Consider the following 23134-nt stretch of genomic DNA (forward strand, 5'->3'; position numbering starts at 1 on the left):
TGTCAAGTGTGCACAGACACAAATCTTGTGTGTGAAAAATTTTATTTTTCACACTATCTCCCATACCATAACACCATACAGCATATATATGCCATAAACATAAATGGCACAAGCGGCATCTCATATTTTTTCTTTTTTCTCTTAATAATCACTAGATATAACGCAGCAAAAAAAGCAAATAATACAGACATAAACATAATAAAAATCCCTTTATGAAAGCCCATAAAACATATTATAATAGTGTAAAGCCACGCGTCTCCCATTCCTATTGCACCACTACTGATAACGGAAGATATCATAAATCCCACACCGATGCATATTCCCGCCATAAAATTTTCAATAGTTAAACTTTTTTCAATAAAACCAGCGACTGTAAGAGCTGCTGAAAATATCAGTAATCCTCTTATATAAACAATTCTCTTTAAAATATCAGTAATTGTACAAATACCAATACATAAACACATTACTGCCTGTGATATCATATGTATCTCATCCCCTCTCCCTGCATTTATTACATTCAGACATTCCGCCTATCTCTGACAATCTGACTTTTCTTATATTTCTTTTTATTCCGTGGCATTTCTTTATAAGATGATATCTGTCACCATAATTAGTTATGTAAACATAAGTTTTCATATCGTTATTTGATTTAAAGCAAAACTCACATTGTCTGTACTTTGCACCTGATGAATTTCTCTTTTTATCAATTTCCTTTGCCAAAATCCTCTGAACGCTTGGATTCAGATATGTGCAGTCAGGATAGACATGATAAACTCTCCCCTTTTCCGTTATGTAAACCTTATCATCTGACTTTTTTGCCTCGGAACACATACTTTTTCCTTCATACCCACTAACAACCATTCTTTGGTAAAACCTCTGCCTTGTAAGTGCACCTGTCACAAACGGAATTTTTGTTTTATATTTCATAAAGCATATTTTATACCCATTACTTTCTGACCACATTATAATGTGCCCACCTTCCAAAGCTGAAATCAATGTATCTGATTTCATTCCATATACTGCATAATCTGACGCTGCATCTGCAAGTCTGATATGGTTTTTGTTTACTCCTGATAATATATTAAACTCATAAAAAATCGAAAATAATATAACAAAAAACACTGGTATACATAATGATGCCTCTACTGTAACAGATGCTCTCAATTCCAATAAATCTGTTTTTTCATTCCTATCCTTACTATCCCTGTATATACAATGTCTTAACCTAACTCCCATATCTGTATTCTGCACTCACCCTCCTTTCAAACCTTCTGTACTTTAAATCTCTTCCATATAAATTCCACAAATAAGGAAATATAAGCCTCATCTCATATTTAATCTCAAAATCCGCAGATACAATACAATCATAAACTCTAAAACTCTCATTAAACCTTTTTCTAAGATCAAACTCAATAATATCAAATATTCTCTTTTTAATTTTTTCTGCTGAAACAAATGTTGCAAAGCAAAATAAATACTCATTATAATCGATATATGTCGATGCTATTTTTCCATCACTTTTTTCATACTGCTTTGCTTTTTCACTGAAAAACTTACCTGAAGCCAGACATATCTCTTCATATCTGATTTTTAAATCAGATATCTTTTTTACAACAGGAATTTGTCTGCCATCAAGAAGCGCCGCCGTATCAATACACGACTCCTCAAATGCAAGTATTGCTAATATCACATACTGAACTCCCTTTATAACCGGTTCAATTCCGGTAACTCCAGCTATTGCTGTTGCTGTCGCAAGAGCTTTTGAACTTATCATTTTGTCTCCAGATATCATAGCAAAATTCGTTACCATTCTTGCTGCGATAAGCCTGCTTACGACACCTGCCAGATTATCCTTCTCTTTCTCATTTCCACAAACTAGATACTCCATTCCATAATCAACAGCCTTTTTTCCATTGTTTACATATGATGAAAACACCCTATTTGCATAAACGATACTCTCAAGTTTGTCTTTTTCTGCTATTTTTTTGTCAGATATTTTATCTGTATCTTCTTTGTCAATATCGGCGTTTAAAAATATGTTTTTCAAAAAACTCCCTGCGCTCTCATATTCATGTGATACTCCATAGTCTGTACTAGTTACATTCTTATTGTCATATCTGCTATCTTTATTTTTTATATCTTCGTTTTCAATTTTTTTCTCTTTGCTTGTCATACCACCATTAGTTTCTTCTTCTGCTGATAGAGCTTTTTCTATCTTTACCTCTGAAAGCTGCTTTGAATCACAAACAAGCGAGAGATATCCGTCTTCGACAAGTTCCTTAAATATTTCCAAAGGATTTCCCACATCTTCATTTTTCACATCCGAATCATTATTTTCTTCAATTATATTTTCGTTTTTAACTGTACCAATCTTTTTGTCGTTATCTTCTGACTCATCTACATATGCATCTTTATTGCTCTCAACCGTTTTATATTTTTCTTTATATTTTCCTGTTTCGTAACTGTCACCGGCATCAAGTTTTTCACTTAGAGCACTTTTATCAGAAATATTGTTCTTAGAATATTTATTTTTAAGCCGGTCTGTCGAAGACTCTACCGCCTCACTCACAAGATATTCCCTTATCTGCCTGTACAAATTGTCACCATCAGATAATCCCTCAAAACATTTTCCTTCAACATCAAGTTTACTTATCTTATAAATGTCCGTATAAGATAATTTTGAATCTTCTGGTTTTACAGACAGATTGTTTATCAATATATCCTTAAAATCATCAATAATATCAGTTGTTGATATTCCATTATATCCACCATAACCAAACAAACTATATTCCCGGAACAGCTCTCTGTTATAATCTCCAAATAATGCTTTCTCTGCCGAAACTGACGCATTCTTTACATAGCCTGTTGATGATATTATCCGGGTGTTCTCAAACAATGCAAGAACAAGCCCGAATATAATGATAAACATAAATGTCATAAATACAGTTATACTGCCTTTTATCCCTCTAATCGTCACTAAGTTCAATATCCTCATTTATTGTTCCGGAATCCTCATTTATATTTGAAAATGCACTGCTCACAATTGATGTTATCTGCTTTCTAAATATAACTATAAGCATTATAAGCACAACAAGAATAAGTATGATCTCAACTACTCCTATTCCATCTTCCTCACATATTAAATCTTTTATATCTTTTTTATTTACCATAATTCTCCTCCAATATTCTTTACATACCGGCAAACGCCGCATACAATATAATCGCAAAAATAATAACCATCATTATCATCATTGGCATAAGAAGTCTTGTACTTGCCTCCTCGCCAAGTATCTTAGCATTTTCTTTTCTTTCACTAAACACATCAGCAGATTCATATTCAAGGATTTTTATCAGATCTGCAGTGCCTTTTTTCAGATTCTGAACAAGAAGTGTACAAAATTTCATATAAGGAAGAAGCCCTATTCTCCTGCCAAACATTTCATATGCTTTTTCCTCACTAAGTCCATTTTCCATCTGATGTCTGGTTAAAAGCATTTCTTCCATAAGATATCCACTCTCAATCTCTTTATCACATTGCGTCTCCGCTATACGAATCCATGCACTCTTCACAGGTAGACCAGCATTTATAAGCAATATGAATTTTTCTATCATTTCAGGATATGCAAGTTTTAGCTGTTTGTCCCTCTCTGTCAGTCTGCTTTTTGATATACTCTCGGATGCGAACGGCACGATAATAAACATCAATGCCATAATACCTGCTATCTGCCACAATCTGTTGTACTTATCAACGCTGTATGTTACAGACAATTTATTTACTTTGTCCGGAAGCCTTAGGTATTTAAAACTTTTAGTCTCATCTACAGACTTTTCAAACGCTTTTTCCCACTGCTCCCATACACTTTCTTCTCTTGTCTTTTTCACCGGCATAACAGTAACGTTAAACTTAATTTTTTCTTTATATTGTTCATATTTTAGTACAGCAGTAATTTCCACATCTTCAGGTGTAGTAATTTTTCTGCTATTAACCTTTCCATCAGTTGTAACAACACTTTCATTACTTGAAAGCCATGAAATATTAAACATACTGCCTTTCATCTTTTTTATCAGACAAAGATCTTTCTTAATATTGTCAGCCGATTTATTTGTTCCAAGATATTTATCATAAATATGTTTTTTTACTTTTTCAGCCTGAATAACAATTTCTTTTTCATTGTATTTTCTTTCAGGTATTACTATTTCTGTATCTTTTTTTAATCCACCTATATCTGCTTGTACATCTATCTGCTTTTGTTCCCCTCCTATATCATTCTTTTCAATATAATATCCCGAAATAATATCCTGATTACGCTGACACGACACAACTGTTATCAAAAAAATAATCTGAAATACAAGATATGTATATAAGAACAATGAAATATGTTTTATAAAATAGTTATTTGTTATCTCCTCATCACTTTTTCCAACATACAATTTCCTATACCGTTCTGCTGTTTCTTCCTTTAGTTCAAAATGAAATCTGCTTTTTAAAATACAATATATTTTATCTGCCGCTGGCATAACAAAGTTGTAAGTATATTCTGAACTGAACTTAACATCCTTTCTCTTTCTGTTGTTTATCCATTCATATAGCAAAAAAGCTATATAAATAAACAACATACATACACAAACTGCAAATAATACAATATCAAACACTTCTTTTACCATCTCCTTACTGCTCATATTTTTATATCTGATATCTTTTCACTTAACATGCAGCCAAACATGTATATCACAAACAACCCAGTCATAAAAACATGTCCACCCCTTGTGTAAAGACAGTCAAGAAATCCCGGTGATGTAATCCAAAAATATATGATTATCAAAAGCGGAACTATGTTCATTATTCTGCTCTCCATCTTTTTTGCAGCTATCATAGTCTTTATTTCTCTCTTAACTTCTATTTTCCCACCTATTTTTTCAGCAGTTGACTTTACTATCTCAACCATATTTCCACCTGTTCTTTTTGCAATTTCAAATATATCTGCAAAACAGCTTATATCCTCAATTTGACAATTTGCTGCAAAATCAGACACAGCTTTTTCTATAGGCCTGCTATTTTCAATCGCAATAATCATCTTTTCTGTTTCAGGCAGTATAACTGACCTGTCACCATACAACATCTCTATATCCTTTTTTGCTTCCCTTATCGAATTTTCAATTGAATATCCCGCCGAAAGTGCCGCTGACATACTAAGCATCAACTCTCTGAACTCAAGATTTAATTTCCATTTCCATAGTTCGCTCTGCTTTTTTATCTCTTTACTTATATTTAATTTTCCATAAACTGCTGATATTAAAAAGCATATTATGAACGACTTATAAAATAACAATGATATGAAAAACATCTTTCCAAATCCACAAAAAAAGTATTTTATCGACTTATTATCTTTTAAAACACCATACATCAACACTCTATGCCTGCTCTTTGAAGTTTCTCTGTGTGAACAAGCTCCTTTTGAGTTCTGCATAACTGCCCCATCACCTTTCCATTACTATCCTCACCTTCCTCAATAAACTCAAATAAAGTTTCAAGTTTTATTTTGTCTCCATCCATCCCGACAACCTCAGCAATCTCAAGAACTTTTCTTGTTTTATCACGGAGTCTTCCAAGATGAATAACTATATCAATAGCTGCTGCTATCTGACTTCTTATAGCAGGCACTGGTATATCCATTCCTGACAAAACAAGAGTCTCCAATCTCGAAAGCATATCTGTAGAACTATTTGCATGTCCCGTACAAAAACTACCATCATGTCCTGTATTCATAACGCTTAACATCTCGCACGCTGCCGCATCCCTGACTTCGCCTAATATAATTCTCGTAGGTCTCATACGCAAAGCTGATTTTAGCAGATCCCTTATCGTTACCGCATTCTTTCCCTCAACATTTGCATTCCTTACTTCAAGACGTACAATGTTTGGGATGTTTTTTATCTGAAGCTCAGCCGCATCCTCGATTGTAATTATCCTCTCATCTTCAGGAATATAATTTGACAAAGCATTTAAAAATGTTGTCTTTCCACTCCCCGTACCGCCACTTATAAAAATGTTATACCCTGCTTTTACAAGCTTTTCTAAAAACTTTGCCGCCTCAACTGATAATGAGCCTATTCCTATAAGCTTTTCCATTGTCATAGGCTTTTCAGGAAATTTTCTTATTGTAACAGCAGGTCCGTCAATACTTACCGGTGGCAGAACAACATTTACTCTTGAGCCATCCATAAGCCTGAAATCAACAATTGGACTTGTTTCATTTACTACTCTGTTTACCTTAGAGACAATCTGCTGTATAACATCCTCAAGTTTATGTACATCAATAAACTTTTCAGGATACCTCATAAGACTGCCTTTTTTTTCAACAAAGATACAGTCAGGTCCGTTCACCATAATCTCAGTAATATCAGGATCATCTATAAGTTCCTGAAGCACATCCATTCCACGCATTGAATTGTATATACTTTTTACAATAGATACCTTTTGGGGCTGTGCTATATAAGTAGCCCGACTTTTTTCAAAGACTTTTTCTTCGATAGCTTCATAAAGTTCAGCATCGCTATACTCTGTACCAACAACTGTTTTATCAACAAATTCACGGTAGATTTCATCCTTTATCTCACTTATTTCTTTCATAGTTTTCTGTTTTAACATAGATTTGTTTCTGTTCCAAAGAACACAACATTATCAAGCTTTCCCGACAATCCATCACGTTTTAGCATATTCTCAAATGCATTCTGTCTTTCACGCTCGATTCCATCCTGTGCTGCCTTGAAATAAAGCTTGTCACACCTTTGCATCAGTTCCATAAAAGCCTCACTCAGATATCCTATTATAAAAATAACCACCTCATACTCCATCTGTTTCGACACCACATTGATAAATTCATTTATCATATCCTTGTCAAAAAATCCCAGATCCCGATAATCCTCAACCGGATAAATACAATCAATTCCGCTCCTCCTACAAACAATAGATTGGAGTTTTAATGCCAGCTTATTTCCACTTTTATTCAGATAATAAATAACCTCCGACATTCCCCTGACATATGATACTTCCTCATATGAGGAACTAATTTTTCTTTTTGTTTCATTTTCCGGCCACGCTGCTCCATCAAGTCCATTTAACTGTTCAAGACACACAAGAAGCGTCTTTTTTATCTTTCCTGTTTTCACCGCAAGCCCAACGCCATAATCCAACGGAATATTACCACCACTCGCAGAATAAACACCTATAAGTTCAGCAGCATTTTTTATAACGGAGGTGTTATTCACATCTATATTGTCATCTTCAGCTATATCAGCAAGAACCTCTTTTATAATCTCTTCCACTGACTGATATTTAAATATAACCGGATATTTCTCATTCTCCATTACATAATTTCCCTCGGATAAAATAATTATCTTGCCTACATTACTTTCACTATTAACATCATCTGCATACTGCCTGTCTGTAAGAAGCACATCTATCCTTGTCTTTTTAGTAAACTCTGAAATTTTCTCACGGATAGTAAATATCCTGAAATCTATACAATTATTTTTATTGTGACAAAAATATTCAGCAAATCTTTCAGCATATGATGTCTTTTCATACAACCCAATAACAACTTTCTCCACTCTTTTCCTCCTTACATTTTATAAACTAACAATATTAGAAAATAAGATATTGCCGCAAACGGTGCCATATGAATAATCACTATTTTCTCTGATACATCCACATTAAAATATTTTTCTCCACCGCCTGCGCCATAAAGCAGATAATTTTTTAATTCCAAAAATCTGCCAAGCAAACCAGGATTTTTTAAAACACGATACAACGCAATTACACCAGCAAACATGATAGTTAAGACCACCGTTTTTAATCCGAAAACAATGTCATAAAAACCTGTAATCATACAAAACAGTTTAATATCGCCGGCTCCTATTCCACGTAATTTAAAGACAGGCAAAAATAAAAAACAAATTATGGACATTTCGCTCAATCCACGAAACACATATGTAAGCCCTCCAATATATCCCCTGTATATAAGTGCTGCAAGCATCGCCGGAAATATTATGCTATTGCTTATTTTATTTCTCCTTAAGTCATCTATTCCAGCCATTAAAAGCATACTGCATATAAATATTTCCCTCATGTTTCTCACCTCCCCCTTTTGCGTGGTGCCACTTTAACATCATGTTCTCCAGTTGTCAACATCAGCCTTTTTTGGCTATTTTTAATAATAATCTATAAATATATTTATAACAAACTCACTACCGGTCAACTATTTTCTTTGTGACTTTTTAATAACCATACATTATTTCCTATGCATAAAATTTCGTGAAATTTTTTTGCATTTTTTTATTTTATATCACTGCTATCCGTAACAAATAAAGCATTTTCTCTTTTTCAGAGCAATTATTTTTTATTTATCCATTAAATAAAGAATATAACAAAAAAATTTTTTTAACTTTTTTATTAAATTGCATATTTTTTCCAACACATGTCTATACTTATATATAAATAATCTAAGTCTGAGTAATGCAAAATATATACTTTAAATTTGAATATCTATTGTAATAAATTTTATCTTTTAATATGAAAGGAGATTTTTATGATTTTTTCAGGCAAAAAAAGAACCCCTCCCAAAAGAGAAGAGTTCCTAAAAAATGCACTAAAGGAAACACAAAAAAGTTTTGAAAATGCTTACAAAGGACTTGAAAATGTGGATGATCCCGACCTCATAGATCTTTTTATCTATGAAATAAATGCCGCAAATCTGAGATACAAAGTACTACTTCGCGATATCAAAAATTCAAACACAGGCAAAACTTAAACAAGTATTATGCCAGACCAAAAATAAAATATACTTATATCACATTCTCCCACGCATAGCCTGAAATACTCCATACAGGTCAATACCACCATAACCGCATATTCTGTTTGGAACTTCAACACCTGTACTCTCAGCTCCCCTGATAAGATATTTCTGAATCGACACTGTATCCATCGTTATATCATTTCTTCTTATTATCCCCCACTCCATCAAAAGTGCTGCTGCACCGGCTGTTACCGCCATAGCAGCACTTGAGCCACTCATATATCCGTATCTTGCCAATGATACATCATTTTTTACTGCCCTTTCCGATATTATACCTGCCATTGGTCCAAAAATATCAATCCCCGGACTGCATATATCCGGTTTAACATATCCTGATCTTGTATACCCACGGCTTGATTCGGCTACTGCACTTGTTGTATATGAATTATAATAAGCATTTGACAAAAGAGCGATATTGTTTGCAGGATTACATATCGTAACATCGGGATCACTTTCGAGAAAATATGTGTTTTCTGAAATAAAGTTTTTTATAGGAAGCCACATGTCAAAATATCCGTCACCTCTGTTATCATTAAAAACCCTAATCTTCCATATTCCTTCCTCAACCGAACTGAATCTCAGTCTTACACATTCATCTCCACTTTCATACGCTGTTATAAGATAATCAATATCTATCGTAGTTCTCTCAAGCACAAAGTTTATCCTGCGCTGTTCACCCAATTTTGCAATCGTCTTTCCACTATATTCACCACTCGGTGAAATAATTCCTATCGCATAAAGATTTGGTGCATCTCCCCAAAGTTCTATGGTAAATCCCTCATCGTTTCCCGTCCTTAACTCAACTTCCACATCCTGACCTGACCGCAAAAGCCTGCTCCTATAGTGGTGGCCAGCATTAGCTTCATTTCCACATGCAGTTACCGCACAAACCCCGCTATAATTGCCTATACTTTCAAGATACTCACCAAGACAGCCCCCTCTCTCATGTCCGCCAAGATTTGTCCCTATCCCAAAACATATGATAAGCGGCTTTCCAGCCTTTACTGCCGTATTCCAGAGATATTTTATACCAAGCATTATATCCTGCTCACCGTAAACTACCCTGTCATCACTTATGCGGAAATACCGTCTGAGATTTCTCTTTGCCTCACGACACTTTACAACACATATATCCGCAAGCGGAGCAACCCCTGAAAAATTTCTCTCATCAATCTTATTGCCACAGGCAACACCTGCAAGAAATGTACCATGCCCGTTTGTGTCCACACTCGGAACTATGTTCTTCGGATCATCAGACATCAAAGCCTCATCAATATCACTTCTTAAATACTCTGCCCCAAACAAAAAACCTTCCGGAACTTTACCACTCTTCATATTCTCAACCGGTATCGTCTGATCCCAGATCGAATATATCCTGCTTGTTCCGTCTGCATCTAAAAAAGCGGGGTGACCGTAGTCTATCCCCGCTGGTGTGCGAATCAAAATCCGTTCGCTTCAACTTTTAGTTATTTTCCCTGACCGTAATATGCGTTAGCACCATGTTTACGATAGTAATGCTTATCCTGAAGTTCCTGTGGAGCAGGCTGGATTCTTGGGTTTATAGTCTCAGCACGATATGCCATCTTTCCAACTTCCTCAAGAACTACTGCATTGTGAACTGCCTCATGAGCGTCCTTGCCCCATGCAAATGGTCCATGGTTCTTGCAAAGAACAGCAGGGACTGCTACAGGATCAAGATTTCTCGCATTGAACTCGCTTACGATAAGTTTTCCTGTATTCTGCTCATATGCATCCTCGATCTCGTCTTTTGTAAGACAGCGTACACATGGAACTTCACCATAAATATAGTCAGCATGTGTTGTTCCGTAACATGGGATAGATCTTCCGGCCTGTGCCCAGCTTGTAGCATATGACGAATGAGTATGTACAACTCCTCCGATATCTTTAAATGCTTTGTAAAGCTCTACATGTGTAGCAGTATCTGATGAAGGATTGTATTTTCCCTCCACCTTGTTTCCGTTAAGGTCAACAAGCACCATATCATCAGGCGTAAGTTTATCATAATCAACACCACTTGGCTTGATTGCGAAAATTCCGCTCTCCCTGTCAATCTCACTTACATTTCCCCATGTAAATGTTACAAGACCGTACTTTGGTAAAAGCATATTTGCCTCATAAACTCTTTTCTTTAATTCCTCTAACATGTTTTTTTCCTCCTTCTCAATGAAAGTATTTAATAATAAGTGTTATAGAAAAAACTAAATTTATTTAGCTTTTTCTATAATAAAGTTCTGTAACAAGTTTAACTCAAAACCAAGACAATGTAAAGACTTTTCAGACTTAATCTTTAATGCAATTTTGTTCATTATCTCAATACAGCATAACAGTTCGCTCTCCGATATGTCATCTGCCGAAAAAGCAGCCTTTTGAAGTATATCTCCCAATCTTCCAATATCACATAACTGCGATAATGTTTCAATATATTCCTCATCGGAAAGTTTTTCAAGTCTTCTTCCATACGCTCCCATATACTTTGCAAGATATCTTCTTGATACAAAAAGCATTTCTGAATTATCAGCGGCTTTTTTAATTTCCCTTTTATATAAAAGATAAAACAGCTTTCTTCTTCCCCAGACCATATACCCTATAAGTACCGCAATAACTAAAAGCACAAACAATATCACTTTTACATAAACAGGTATTTTTATTGTTACCTTTTCTGATGTCCGGCCTTTTTTGTCCTTCCCTGTCTCATCCTTATCTTTTTTCACAGCAGACCTTTTATCCTTAGCATTATCTTTTTTCATTGCATTATTATGGGACTTCTGATTTTTTTTATTCTTATCCTTTTTGTTCTTCACTGTATCATTTTTTTCTGGTTCAGAACTCGCCTCTTCAATATCTGCATTATTTTTGTTTTTATCCTTATTTAAATCATAATCTTCTGTAGGTTCAGGTGTATCTTCTACATCATCATTCCCCTTTGACTCAGATGATGCCTTTGTCATATCAACAGGAATCCAGCCAATTCCCTCCTTATATACCTCAGACCATGCATGTGCATCATTGTCATGTACCTGTGCTGCATAATACCTCTTTATAACTTTTCCGTTTTTGTCCTTTTTAGTTACCATTTTAAACTGTTCCGGCGATATCATGTATCCTGACACATACCTTGCAGGAATATCCTTTAATCTTAAAAGAAGTGTCGATGCTGTTGCAAAATGCTCACAATAACCTTTTTTATTTTCAAAAAGAAAATAATCAAGATAATCCTTTCCAAAAGGAAGTACACCTGGACTTGTAGTATATTCCGTATCATACTGCAATGCCTCTTTTATAAGATCACACTGAGTTCCCATATCATCATTAAAACTTATCCCATCTGCAAACTTCTTTAATCTCTTATCATCAGGAACAATAAGATAATTATCTTCAACATACTGTGCATAACTAATATCTTTTATAATACTTTCATCACTGTTTAAAAGTGCATTATATCCCATAGAAGATACATCATAATATTTTATATAATACCTGTCGGCTTTTCTTGTTATGCTTCTCTCTGAATCATTTAACTTTATAGCATTATCTAAGGTCCTGCTATTTTCCGCATCGGACGATGCTTTTGTATTTATTTCAAACAGATTACTGAAATAAGGCAGTGACAGCTTTTGTCCACCATTACCTGCCTTGTTGTCGTATTTAATCTGCATGTTCATAAGAGTAAAATCATCTTTTTCATTTGACATACTCCTTGCCGACCTATACCCATATGAAAATATACTTTTGATACGATAAGAGTAAAACTCCGAATCGTCAGCATTACTTGTCCATCTGTTGTTTTGATATGTGTCAGCACTAAACTCTTTAAAATATATATTAGATTTAGGTCTTTTATCAAGCGTCACGCTGAATATATCTTTACCTGTATAAACCGGAGAAATATTTGACATTCTTCCTGATGAACCTACATTCTGAATTTCCTCAACTATATTTAACACTATATTTTTTGCTTTTTCCTCATATTGATATTGTTTCATCAAAACATAAGAATTGTTTGAAAGCACTTCTTCCCCTGTCATCCGCTCAGCAAAAAACGCCACTGTCACACAAAATCCCATAACAGCAAACACTATAATATATCCTATAACTTTGTTTCTCTTTTCCATCTTTCTATTTGTAATAGAAAATGCTATCCCGACAGCTCCCACTATAAGCAGCACACAGCTTTTTACTGACGGTGTCTTTCCATACAGCATCCCAATCGAAACAACTGCAGCCGCCGGAAAATAACTCCACACCCTGCTCTTCAGACTGAAAATGCACACAGACATCATCAATAAAAAGATTCCCATTATGATGATAATTGCCATCTTCCCACTGTTTTCAAACTGTGTACTCCCTAAAATATCTGAAATATTTAAAATCTCACCCGAAATATACTGCTGCTTTTTTACCATTATATATGAATAAAGCACATTAATGTCTTCTTGAAGGCAATCTGCTTTTAATACCGCATAAATGCCAAAAGCCAATGTATACCCTGCATAAAGTATATTTTTTAATATTCCATGGCATATGCCAGTAAGTGTAAAGAGCACTGAAAAGATGATTATTGCAAGATATATTTCCCTATAATCATCCGGATAGGCAAATGCATTGCAAAAACCTAAATAACTTCCGGCTGCCATAGCCATCATAAAAATTCCGGCAAAAGGCATAACCTGTCTTTTTTTTCGTCCGACACCATATAATTCCATAAATCTAACCTTTTTTCTCCATTTCCATCAACATATCAATGTCAACAATAAAATCTTTATCCAAAGCCCCGGATGATGCAAATTTTCTACAGTCATAAACATTTATCTCACATAATGCCTGATAAAGTTCTTCCTCATTTGAAACATAGGCCTTTCTTACATATCCCTGCTCTAAGTCATACCAGACAAACACAATATTATCTCCAGCCTCAACCGCCTGCTTTCCTGCAACACTCCACCGCTTAAATTCCTCGGAAATTTCTTTCCTGTTCAATGTCTTCGTTTCAATATAATAACAAAGATAATTATCATATCCATCTGAAAATTCTTTTACATATGTCTCATCACTTTTGGATGAAAGTTTCCAATGTATATTACGCAGCTTATCACCGTCCCTATACTCACGCACATGACTAAACTCCCCCATATCAATGCTTTTTACACTCACAATATTTTCAGATTCATCACACATACTTCCGGCAGATTCAATATCTTCTTCTACCACCGGCACAGTGCATGTGGCATCCTTCTTCAATTTTTTTGTAAATTTAAAAAATCCAAGATAATCATATATACTTATCTTTTTAATAGAAACGATATATTTACCTGATAATATTCCTCCGGTATCGTCCTTAAAACTGTATGAATGTTCTTCTATGTTTCTGCCTGAACACCACTGTTCGATAACAACCTTTTTATATTTCATTTTATAAGGATCAAGACAGTTTACCGTAAGCTGTATCTTTCCACTTGGCAGAATACACTTATTTCTAATAACGAGTTCAAATCTTATCTCCCCATTTTCGTTAATAAAGGGTTCAGATCTGATTCCCACTTTAACATTAAAAAATACTAACATATTTATTATAAACAGCAGACTTCCCATCATAAGTTCAGCAAAAAATACAAATAATAGTCCATTACTCTTATATAAAACTGACATATAAAGAGTGGCTGCTGCCCCTAAAATAAATGTAAAAATCCTCCCTATCATTTTACCCTCATTTCTTTAAGCCTCTTTTTATCCCCGGTGCTTTTACTCCTTTACATATCTTTTCCACAGCCATCTCAGATGAAATTCTTTCACTTATGGCTCGTCTTGACATCACAAGCCTATGTGGTGCTATCTTCCAAAAAGCATCCTTAACATCTTTTGGCGTCACATATTCCCTGTTATCAAGAAATGCAAATGCCTTTGATAACTTTGTAAGTGCAATAGTACCTCTCGGACTTACTCCAAGCTGTATATAATCACTTTTTCTTGTTGCCTGAATAAGCCTGCATATATAATCGTAAACCTCATCAGCTATAAAAACTTCCTTCACATACTTTCTTATATTTAAAAGTTCCTCCCCATCTATAACAGCCTCTACATCTTCAGACATACGCATCTTTTCATAATCTTTCTCACAGTTTTTAGCAATGTTTATCTCATCCTCAAGTGACGGATATCCCATAGATATACATATCATAAATCTGTCAAGCTGCGATTCTGGCAAAAGCTGTGTTCCTATACTTCCCTCTGGATTTTGAGTTGCTATAACTATAAACGGAGCCGGTACATTCCTTGTCACGCCATCCACAGTCACACTCTTTTCCTCCATCACCTCAAGAAGTGCCGACTGTGTTTTCGGAGATGTCCTGTTTATCTCATCTGCAAGAAAAAAATTACACATTATCGGTCCGGGCTGGTAAATAAACTTCTGCTGCTGTCTGTCATACATATTAAATCCCGTAATATCAGCAGGCATAACATCCGATGTAAACTGCGTTCTCCTGCTCTTAAGACTCATTGCCTTTGCAAAAGACATTGCAAGTGATGTTTTTCCAACCCCCGGAACATCATCAATGAGAATATGTCCCTCTGCCAAAACAGCAGCCATAACACTTCTTATACAATCGTCTTTTCCTATTATAACCTTTCCAACCTCTTCCAAAACCTTAATACAATCTGAAAAATACTTCTCTCTCATACTCCTGCCTATACCTTTCTTTTATTTTCGCACAGCATCCCCCGTATCTATAAAACCAACCATAACCCCCTGTCCGTACATAGACAGATTAGGCTGATTTCTAACTTTCGTGATTCCGGCTGATGCTAAAACCGGCTCTGACGACATAAGTCCATAACACGCCGGTATAAAAAATGCACCGTTATTTATATCACTGCGTACTTCATCGCCCCTTACATACGCTATTGCGAATCTCTCAGATATTATCTGATAACACCCTTCGCCATATTTATCGGTCAGATACTTTTCATCACCATAATACTCGACAAGATAGTCCTGATATTCCTGCGAAACGGCGGCCTCCATACACAACTTATTCATACTTTTATAATCTCCGAATTTTCATATTATTATATTATGAAAATCAAAGACCGGAGTGACATTTCACTCCGGTCAGTTATTTAAAAGTCAAAGAAATTTTTACCAAAACTTTCTCTTGTATTTTTGCGTCTTCTTGAATAACCAGCATTATTTCTTCCCGAAACATTCTCTTTAGATGATGCTGTCTGTTTGGCATAATGTTTACTGTGATTTCTTCTTACGCTCTTTTTAGATGAGTCTTTTCTATCCTGTCTTACTCTTCTGGCATGATTCTTCCTACCCATCTTACTCTTATATCCGCCATGTCTTTTTTGACTTCTCGATGTGATAACAGATTTGCCGGTAACAGCAGAAATTATAAATATCACAATAACGATTATTACTAAAAATATGACAACTGAAAGAACAGGATTTTCAAGAATAAATCTGATAAGATTATAAATTCCTCCTGAAATGCCGTCTCTTATACCAGTGAATATCTTTCTAAATATTGATGGATTTGCATTTGTCTTTTCAATGGCCTTTATCTCTTTACTTACAACTTTCCTTGATGCCTCATCAAGATGTGTTTTCTTTGTACTGTCATATATGATATTACTTGAACCTACAAGTTTCCCCGCATAGGTATAAGTAACTTTTCCTATGACATTTTTTCCATTCCTGATTTTTACATTCTTATCATAGACAATCTTCTGTTTAGCCTTTGAAAGTTTCACATTATTTGGAAGTACCACACTCGATTCATCTTCAAATCTTACAGGAGAATTTGAACTGTTGAAAAAACTTCCATAATTGTCAAATAAATCCTGACTGATCTTTGAATCAGCCCCACCTACATTGTGCTTTTTATATTTTCCAAAGCAGTAATTAAGAAGTTTTATCGTATCTGTGTACTGATTAGGCTCTCCATTTTTCTGGCTGGTAGACTTCATAACAACGCAGACAAGCTGCATTCCGTCCTTTTCCGCAAATGTTATAAGCGTATTTCCCGCAACATGCGTATAACCTGTCTTTCCACCTATGCAATACTTGTAACCGTACTGAGGATATTCATCAGGATTTATGGCTTCATGGTGATTGAGCCATATTCTCTTCATCTTATGCTTGTTTGTCTTTGCACATGTATATTTAGGTGTGTTGCAAACTTTTCTGAATACGGAATTTTTAAGTGCTGCCCTTCCTATCATCGCCATATCATAAGCTGTAGTATAATGATTCGGATCAGGAAGACCATTTGGATTGTTAAAATGTGTATCTTTAAGACCAAGTTCTTTAACACGTTTATTCATCAGGTTTACAAAACTTTTTACACTTCCCGAAACATGCTCTGCCGCTGCAAGACAAACTTCATTTGCCGATTCAAGCATAATCGCATAAAGACACTGCTCCATCGACATCTTCTCACCCGGCTCAGAAAACACCGTCGAATCTCCAGCACTTATACCATATGCGGCAGCCTTTGAAAACTTGACAGTATCACTTGGAGAACTGTTTTCAGCCGCAAGCAATGCCGTAAGAACCTTAGTGATACTTGCCGGATAATGCTTTGTATGCATATTCTTTCCATATAAAACAGTCCCTGTAGATACTTCTACAACAACCGCTGAACCACTTACAAGACTCTTCGCTGACGGTCCTTTAGGCCATGCATCAGACTTCGCCTGTGCAGGTACACCTGCTATCAGACTACAGCATAAAATAACCACTGCCATAAACGATGATAAGATTCTCTTTGTCTTCATAAAGCCTCCCGCTTCCTATGTAGATCTTATAGTTACTAGCACAACGAATAATTAATAATTGATACATTGAACAAAGCTGCACTTTCGATAGCACATATCAAAAAGCCTCGATGTAGTCCGCTACATCTGCTTTTTTTGACATGCACTCTCGAAATCGTATTCATGCTCAATGTATCAAAGATTTAATTTTCGTTGTACTATTTATTAAAATTTAGTATATTTTTATTCTTAAAATCATCTTAATTTCTAAAAAAAGACTAATCTTTTAGTAAGTTGCATTGCATATTTAACAGATATAATATATCATTATACATGTCGTCAAAAACGACTTTAAATAAACAAAAAGCACTCCCAGTAGGAATCGAACCTACAACTGCCCCTTAGGAGGGGGCTGTTATATCCATTTAACTATGGGAGCACACAAGATATATTCTAACACACTATCATCAAATAGTCAAGAAAAGGAGATATAATTTATGTCAGATAATAATGATAATATAAATAATACTACAAATAACGATAATTCAAACAAAAATAATGACAATTATGAGGAAGTCTGCTACATATGCCGCAGACCTGAAAGCAAAGCAGGTAAAATGATACACATTCCAAACAATATCTGTATCTGTAGTGACTGTATGCAAAAAACTTTTGATTCCATGAACAATATGAATCTGAACGGCACTTTTCCAAACATGCCAAATATGCCTTACATGGATATGTTTGGCTTCGGTATGCCAAATATGCCGAATGGTGACGGTGTTCCAAATTCACAGAAAATAAAGAAAAAGAAGCCTGCTGAGAAGAAAAAAAAGGCAGATAATATACAGACAGGAGTTTTCGATATAAAACATCTCCCTGCACCACATATTATCAAATCAAAACTTGATGAGTATGTCGTAGGACAGGAATTTGCAAAAAAAGTAATGTCTGTTGCAGTTTACAACCATTATAAGAGAGTTTTATCAGATGATATCGAAGAAGATGATGGAATTGAGATTGAGAAATCAAATATGCTTATGGTAGGTCCTACCGGATGTGGTAAAACTTATCTTGTAAAAACACTTGCAAAGATACTACAGGTTCCACTTGCGATAACTGATGCAACTTCTCTTACAGAAGCAGGCTATATCGGTGACGATGTTGAAAGTGTCCTCTCAAAACTTCTCGCAGCAGCCGACAATGATGTCGAAAAAGCTGAACACGGAATCATATTTATAGATGAGATTGACAAGATTGCCAAAAAAAGAAATACAAACAGCCGTGATGTAAGCGGTGAATCAGTTCAGCAGGGTATGCTCAAACTCCTTGAAGGAAGCGATGTTGAAGTTCCGGTTGGTGCAACAAGCAAAAATGCGATGGTCCCTCTCACAACAGTAAATACAAGAAATATCCTGTTTATCTGCGGAGGTGCTTTCCCTGAACTTGAGAAGGTCATCAAAAACAGACTTACAAAGCAGTCTTCCATTGGTTTTGAAGCTGAACTTAAAGATAAATATGATAAAGACGAAAATATTCTCTCCAAGGTTACTACCGAAGATCTCAGGGAATTTGGTATGATTCCTGAGTTTCTTGGACGTCTTCCTATAGTTTTTGCTCTTCAGGCGATGACAGAGGATATGCTCGTACAGATTTTGACACAGCCAAAAAACGCTATTTTAAAACAGTATAAAAAACTGCTCGCACTTGATGAAGTCGATCTTAAATTTGATGATGAAGCAGTTCACTGTATTGCTAAAAAAGCATTGGAGAAAAACACAGGAGCAAGAGCCCTTCGTGCTATAATCGAAGAATTTATGCTTGATATAATGTATGAGATTCCTAAGGATGATATGATAGGAAGAGTTACTATCACTGAAGATTATATAAACCATAAAGGTTCACCGCTTATTGAGATGCGTGAGAGCGGTGAGGCAAAGATTTTGACACAGAGAGAGCTGCCGGAGGCATAATTTTTTTGGATTAGTGGTTTATTATGACGCCCGACAGTGTATGTGTTTTATAAATAATTGTGTATTGTTTAACACTATCAAGGAAGTCCACCACTTCTATTGCGTAGAGCAATAAGTGGTGGACTTCTTGTATCAGGAGGGGTACAAGCCCCTTCTGAGATGCTACGATAGCAGCTAATAGTGTTATAAGCAAGCATCAGAGCGGACTGCGAATATCCGCTTGACTTTCAAATCACTTTATACTCTGTTCTTTTATCCATTTATCTAATTCTTTATTTAACAGTTTGAATGGTGCTTCTCCCATTGTGAGTATGTATTCATGAAATTTTTTTGGTGTGAATTTCTTTCCGAGTTTTCTTTCTGCTTTCTGGTACATCTGCTCGATTTCTAAATAGCCTATTGTATATTTGAGGTAGTTTGCTGGTTCTGATACTATGCTGTTATATACTGTTTTACTCTGTTCTACATTAAATCCATAGGTTTTAAGATATTTTGCAAGTTTCGTGAGATTCCAGCCGTTATAGTTTATTCCTATGTCTGCTTTTGCATATATGCAAAGCGTGGCTACTGTGTTTTCACGAAGTATCTCTGCGGTTTTTTCGTCTAGGCCTGCGTATTTATAACTGTATAATTCTGCATATGTTCCCCAGCCTTCTACATATCCTCCTATGTTTACTATGCTTCTGAATGGCAACGGCGATTTTGAATAAAAATAACAGTTCTGATACAGATGACCTGGGTAGCTTTCATGTGCTATTGTTGTGAAAGCTTTGCTTAAATCATATTTTTTATTTCCGTTCAGATATACTACATTATTATTATAATTGTCTATTGCTGGTGTAAGATAAAACGCCGGGCTTAAACTTTCTTCAAGGGAACTGTCAACATATTTTACCTGATAGTTTATATCATCAGGCAATGTCGGGAAGTCATCTTTCATTGCCTTTTTAAGATGCTCTATAACTTCTTTCGGCTCGGTATATTTATATTTGACATTTATTGCATTATCATAGACTTTTGAGTCTTTGGCTATTATCTCAGATATTTTTTTCTGTGCTTCTTTGAGCCTTTTATCTGTCAGAAGCTCCATCTCATTTATACTTCTTTCAGAACCGGTTTTTACTTTTGCAAGGTATTCATAATATTTCTTTCCATTCTCAAATCCACAAAGTCCTCCATTATTTTTTCCTGTTCCTTTAAGTGCATTTAACCCGTCAATAAGGTTTCTGTATGCCGGAATTACTTTGTTTATAACCGCACTTTTATTCTGTGCAATAAATTTATTTTTTGTTTCCGCATCTAAATCCTTCAAATCTGTAAGTCTGTTTTCAAATGTCGTGATAAGATAATTATTATCGGTATTTTTTATAAATGCAGTGCACTGTTTTATTATAAGCTCTACACTGGCATCGCTCATAAAAAGCCCCTTCCTTACCTTAAATTTTTCATATTCCATAATGTCATTAAAATAGTCAGGTACGAGATTTAACAGTTTGATATAATTCTCAACATCTTTTACTGTATAAAAATTATACTCGACTAAAAGTACCGGAAGCTGAGCCTGAACCCCCGAAGTCTCACTTAAAAACTCATCATATCCCTGATATTCTGACGATTCCAGATTCAGATCAACCATGTACTCCTCAAGGTCATACATAAACTGCTGAGTTTTTGTAAGTTTATCATAATTAAAACTTCTAAGGGTTGCCTTTATATTCTCATAAACCGAATACATACTGTGCTGATCATCCTCATTTGCATTTCCAAAACTTACTTCAAGGTTATCCAGACCATAAATCTTTTTATTTTTTAATGTATAATTCAGTGTGAGTGTGTCCTGCGATACCCCGTCAACAAAAAGCTGATTTAAAAATGCATCAAAATCCTCCTGCATCTTCTTAACAGATCTTGAGTTATCATAGTTCACATTTTGCTGTAAAACACTGATAACTGAAAAGTAATCACCTCTTATGGCACCAACTACAAACAAACAAAAAAATACCGCTATTAAAAATTTAGTCAGTTTATCCTTCAATATCTTCCACCACCTTTTTATATATCTACTTTAAAAACAGACAAAACACTTAATCCTGTAAATTATATTCTTTCTTATCAATACAATGATGAAACTTTACTTTATTACATTCCATTCTTAATTAGCTTTAATTAAGGTCACTGTGAACCTGTAACAAATCGTCTGATTTTTCATATAAATATAAAGATTAGATATATAAGTATATTCTAATTTTAAAAATATATGATTCTGTTAACGAAAGGAATTTCCTATGAATAACATGAATTTCAGACGACAAATGAATTGTCAGAACTGCGGCAATTGTAACTGCCGGCAGCAAAATCAATCTTCTGAACCGGACTGCCGCTGCGGTAATCCGGTTATCGAGCCACGAAATGAAAATTCCGGCTGTAACAGACAGCCACCACCACGCAGCAGCAATTGCAATATGCAAAATCCAACCCCACTCCAGAACAACTGCAATTGTAATGCATCTCAAAACAGACCTTCTGAAAACTGCAGGGAAGCTATCTCACACATTGATATGCACAACATTCCTATCGGGATAGGATATGTTCCATGGCAAAAATGGAGAAAAATAAATGCTCTGTGTGACGGACTTTCGCAGGGAACAATCTTCAAAGAGCTGTCATTACCTTTTTACGGCTGTATTCCAAACGGCTTTTGTAATGATAAAGGAGGTGCAAGATAATGAATAGAGAAAAACACAACCTCCTTGCCTATATCACACAGGTAAGTTTCGCAATGGATGATACGGTTCTCTTTCTTGATACACATCCATGCGACAAAGAAGCTCTCTGTTATTACGATCAATTGAAAAAGGAAAGAAAAGATGCAGTCAGAGAATACACTCAGAAATATGGTCCTCTTTCTAAATATGATGTCGAGGATTCGTGCTACTGGGAATGGGTAAAAGACCCATGGCCTTGGGAATAAAATATAATAAAATAAATTTTAAATCAATAATCTTTGCGTTTGACGCAGAAATGAGGAATTTATGTTTAATTATGAAAAGCGATTGCAATACCCTGTTAATATAACAAGGTGTGATCCGAAGGCTGCTATGGTAATCATTAGTCAATATGGCGGTCTGTAGTCGAGAACTGATGATATGAGGAAATGTATTTCTTTTATCGTATTATATCATATTTTATTATATTTATGTATATTGAAATCTGTTTTTGCATATGATATAATGTCGTCAGACAAAGATAAATAAAGTTCATTGTGAACAAAACAAAAACCCCAAAAGTCTGCAACACTTTTGGGGTTTTCTATTCCTATTTTTGTACGGAAGGACTATAACCGCAGGCTAGTTACCAACTTATTTATCGCCGTCTAACCATTTGATGATGTAGTGACAAGTTACACCAGCCGCAACAGCGACTATAAAAGATAAAATAAAGTTCATTGAAAACACCTCCCTTCCGTACCCGGAGAGCACTGAAAAAGTGGTTTATTAGAAAGCCGTTAGACTATATATTGTTATTACT

22 protein-coding genes and 1 tRNA gene are annotated in these 23134 nt (G+C 35.2%); 5 read left to right on the forward strand and 18 right to left on the reverse strand.

Translation table 11 applies throughout. The annotated features are described in order from the left end of the window. Positions 1–53 precede the first annotated feature (53 nt). The 9 genes from KQI69_RS03665 to KQI69_RS03705 are packed head-to-tail and all read right to left on the reverse strand — an operon-like array spanning position 54 to position 8129. Positions 54–482, reverse strand: a complete 429-nt coding sequence (locus KQI69_RS03665) for a prepilin peptidase (RefSeq protein ID WP_216563934.1) — start codon at positions 480–482, stop codon at positions 54–56. Between the two features lie 7 nt (positions 483–489). Then, positions 490–1251 (reverse strand): TadE/TadG family type IV pilus assembly protein, encoded by a 762-nt coding sequence (locus tag KQI69_RS03670; protein WP_216563935.1) that lies wholly within the window; start codon positions 1249–1251, stop codon positions 490–492. Then, a complete protein-coding gene (locus KQI69_RS03675) occupies positions 1226–2977 on the reverse strand; it encodes a DUF5702 domain-containing protein (protein WP_216563936.1) in 1752 nt (583 codons plus the stop codon). The genes KQI69_RS03670 and KQI69_RS03675 overlap by 26 nt, the downstream gene beginning before the upstream one ends. Further along, positions 2967–3170, reverse strand: a complete 204-nt coding sequence (locus tag KQI69_RS03680) for a Flp1 family type IVb pilin (protein ID WP_216563937.1) — start codon at positions 3168–3170, stop codon at positions 2967–2969. Before KQI69_RS03680 ends, KQI69_RS03675 begins: the two co-directional genes overlap by 11 nt. A gap of 19 nt (positions 3171–3189) precedes the next feature. After that, entirely contained in the window at positions 3190–4680 is a 1491-nt protein-coding gene (locus KQI69_RS03685) for an immunoglobulin-like domain-containing protein (protein WP_216563938.1), read from the reverse strand. Next, positions 4677–5468 (reverse strand): type II secretion system F family protein, encoded by a 792-nt coding sequence (locus KQI69_RS03690; protein ID WP_216563939.1) that lies wholly within the window; start codon positions 5466–5468, stop codon positions 4677–4679. The genes KQI69_RS03685 and KQI69_RS03690 overlap by 4 nt, the downstream gene beginning before the upstream one ends. Next, a complete protein-coding gene (locus KQI69_RS03695) occupies positions 5405–6649 on the reverse strand; it encodes a CpaF family protein (protein ID WP_253288986.1) in 1245 nt (414 codons plus the stop codon). Before KQI69_RS03695 ends, KQI69_RS03690 begins: the two co-directional genes overlap by 64 nt. After that, positions 6643–7611: a hypothetical protein gene (locus KQI69_RS03700; protein ID WP_216563940.1), complete on the reverse strand. Its 969-nt coding sequence runs from the start codon at positions 7609–7611 to the stop codon at positions 6643–6645. Before KQI69_RS03700 ends, KQI69_RS03695 begins: the two co-directional genes overlap by 7 nt. A gap of 11 nt (positions 7612–7622) precedes the next feature. Further along, entirely contained in the window at positions 7623–8129 is a 507-nt protein-coding gene (locus KQI69_RS03705; RefSeq protein WP_216563941.1) for a prepilin peptidase, read from the reverse strand. Between the two features lie 459 nt (positions 8130–8588). On the opposite strand from KQI69_RS03705, the gene KQI69_RS03710 reads away from it, so the two are divergent. Further along, positions 8589–8810 carry a DUF2508 family protein gene (locus KQI69_RS03710; RefSeq protein ID WP_216563942.1) on the forward strand — a complete coding sequence of 74 codons (222 nt, stop codon included), beginning with the start codon at positions 8589–8591 and terminating at the stop codon, positions 8808–8810. A 39-nt stretch (positions 8811–8849) separates the two neighbouring features. Here the strand turns inward: KQI69_RS03710 and KQI69_RS03715 are convergent, their stop codons facing one another. The 8 genes from KQI69_RS03715 to KQI69_RS03750 form a co-directional block, all read right to left on the reverse strand. Further along, the gene (locus KQI69_RS03715; RefSeq protein ID WP_216563943.1) at positions 8850–10298 is read right to left on the reverse strand and encodes a S8 family peptidase; all 1449 of its coding nucleotides are present in this window, start codon (positions 10296–10298) and stop codon (positions 8850–8852) included. Positions 10299–10321: 23 nt separating this feature from the next. Continuing rightward, on the reverse strand, positions 10322–11020 hold the full coding sequence (locus tag KQI69_RS03720; protein WP_216563944.1) for an L-ribulose-5-phosphate 4-epimerase: 699 nt from the start codon (positions 11018–11020) through the stop codon (positions 10322–10324). A gap of 60 nt (positions 11021–11080) precedes the next feature. After that, entirely contained in the window at positions 11081–13579 is a 2499-nt protein-coding gene (locus KQI69_RS03725) for a transglutaminase-like domain-containing protein (RefSeq protein ID WP_216563945.1), read from the reverse strand. 4 nt (positions 13580–13583) lie between these two features. After that, positions 13584–14573, reverse strand: a complete 990-nt coding sequence (locus KQI69_RS03730) for a DUF58 domain-containing protein (protein ID WP_216563946.1) — start codon at positions 14571–14573, stop codon at positions 13584–13586. A gap of 7 nt (positions 14574–14580) precedes the next feature. Then, positions 14581–15552: a MoxR family ATPase gene (locus KQI69_RS03735; protein ID WP_216563947.1), complete on the reverse strand. Its 972-nt coding sequence runs from the start codon at positions 15550–15552 to the stop codon at positions 14581–14583. Between the two features lie 21 nt (positions 15553–15573). Beyond that, positions 15574–15912 (reverse strand): hypothetical protein, encoded by a 339-nt coding sequence (locus tag KQI69_RS03740; RefSeq protein ID WP_216563948.1) that lies wholly within the window; start codon positions 15910–15912, stop codon positions 15574–15576. Between the two features lie 80 nt (positions 15913–15992). After that, on the reverse strand, positions 15993–17654 hold the full coding sequence (locus tag KQI69_RS03745; RefSeq protein ID WP_216563949.1) for a D-alanyl-D-alanine carboxypeptidase family protein: 1662 nt from the start codon (positions 17652–17654) through the stop codon (positions 15993–15995). 346 nt (positions 17655–18000) lie between these two features. Continuing rightward, positions 18001–18072 (reverse strand) — tRNA-Arg (locus KQI69_RS03750). Positions 18073–18130: 58 nt separating this feature from the next. On the opposite strand from KQI69_RS03750, the gene clpX reads away from it, so the two are divergent. Continuing rightward, on the forward strand, positions 18131–19606 hold the full coding sequence (clpX, locus tag KQI69_RS03755; protein WP_216563950.1) for an ATP-dependent Clp protease ATP-binding subunit ClpX: 1476 nt from the start codon (positions 18131–18133) through the stop codon (positions 19604–19606). Positions 19607–19838: 232 nt separating this feature from the next. On the opposite strand, the gene KQI69_RS03760 is transcribed toward clpX, so the two are convergent. Then, positions 19839–21641 (reverse strand): DUF885 domain-containing protein, encoded by a 1803-nt coding sequence (locus tag KQI69_RS03760; RefSeq protein ID WP_216563951.1) that lies wholly within the window; start codon positions 21639–21641, stop codon positions 19839–19841. 250 nt (positions 21642–21891) lie between these two features. Here KQI69_RS03760 and KQI69_RS10390 point away from each other — a divergent pair, with 250 nt between their 5' ends. From KQI69_RS10390 to KQI69_RS03775, 3 genes are all read left to right on the forward strand, one after another. After that, positions 21892–22332: a spore coat associated protein CotJA gene (locus KQI69_RS10390; RefSeq protein ID WP_253288987.1), complete on the forward strand. Its 441-nt coding sequence runs from the start codon at positions 21892–21894 to the stop codon at positions 22330–22332. Then, positions 22332–22577, forward strand: a complete 246-nt coding sequence (locus KQI69_RS03770; protein ID WP_216563952.1) for a spore coat protein CotJB — start codon at positions 22332–22334, stop codon at positions 22575–22577. Before KQI69_RS10390 ends, KQI69_RS03770 begins: the two co-directional genes overlap by 1 nt. 61 nt (positions 22578–22638) lie before the next feature. After that, on the forward strand, positions 22639–22737 hold the full coding sequence (locus KQI69_RS03775) for a manganese catalase family protein (protein ID WP_216563953.1): 99 nt from the start codon (positions 22639–22641) through the stop codon (positions 22735–22737). The last annotated feature ends 397 nt before the right edge of the window (positions 22738–23134 follow it).

It is taken from the genome of Eubacterium sp. MSJ-13 (assembly GCF_018918235.1).
Taxonomy (GTDB): domain Bacteria; phylum Bacillota; class Clostridia; order Lachnospirales; family Lachnospiraceae; genus Butyribacter.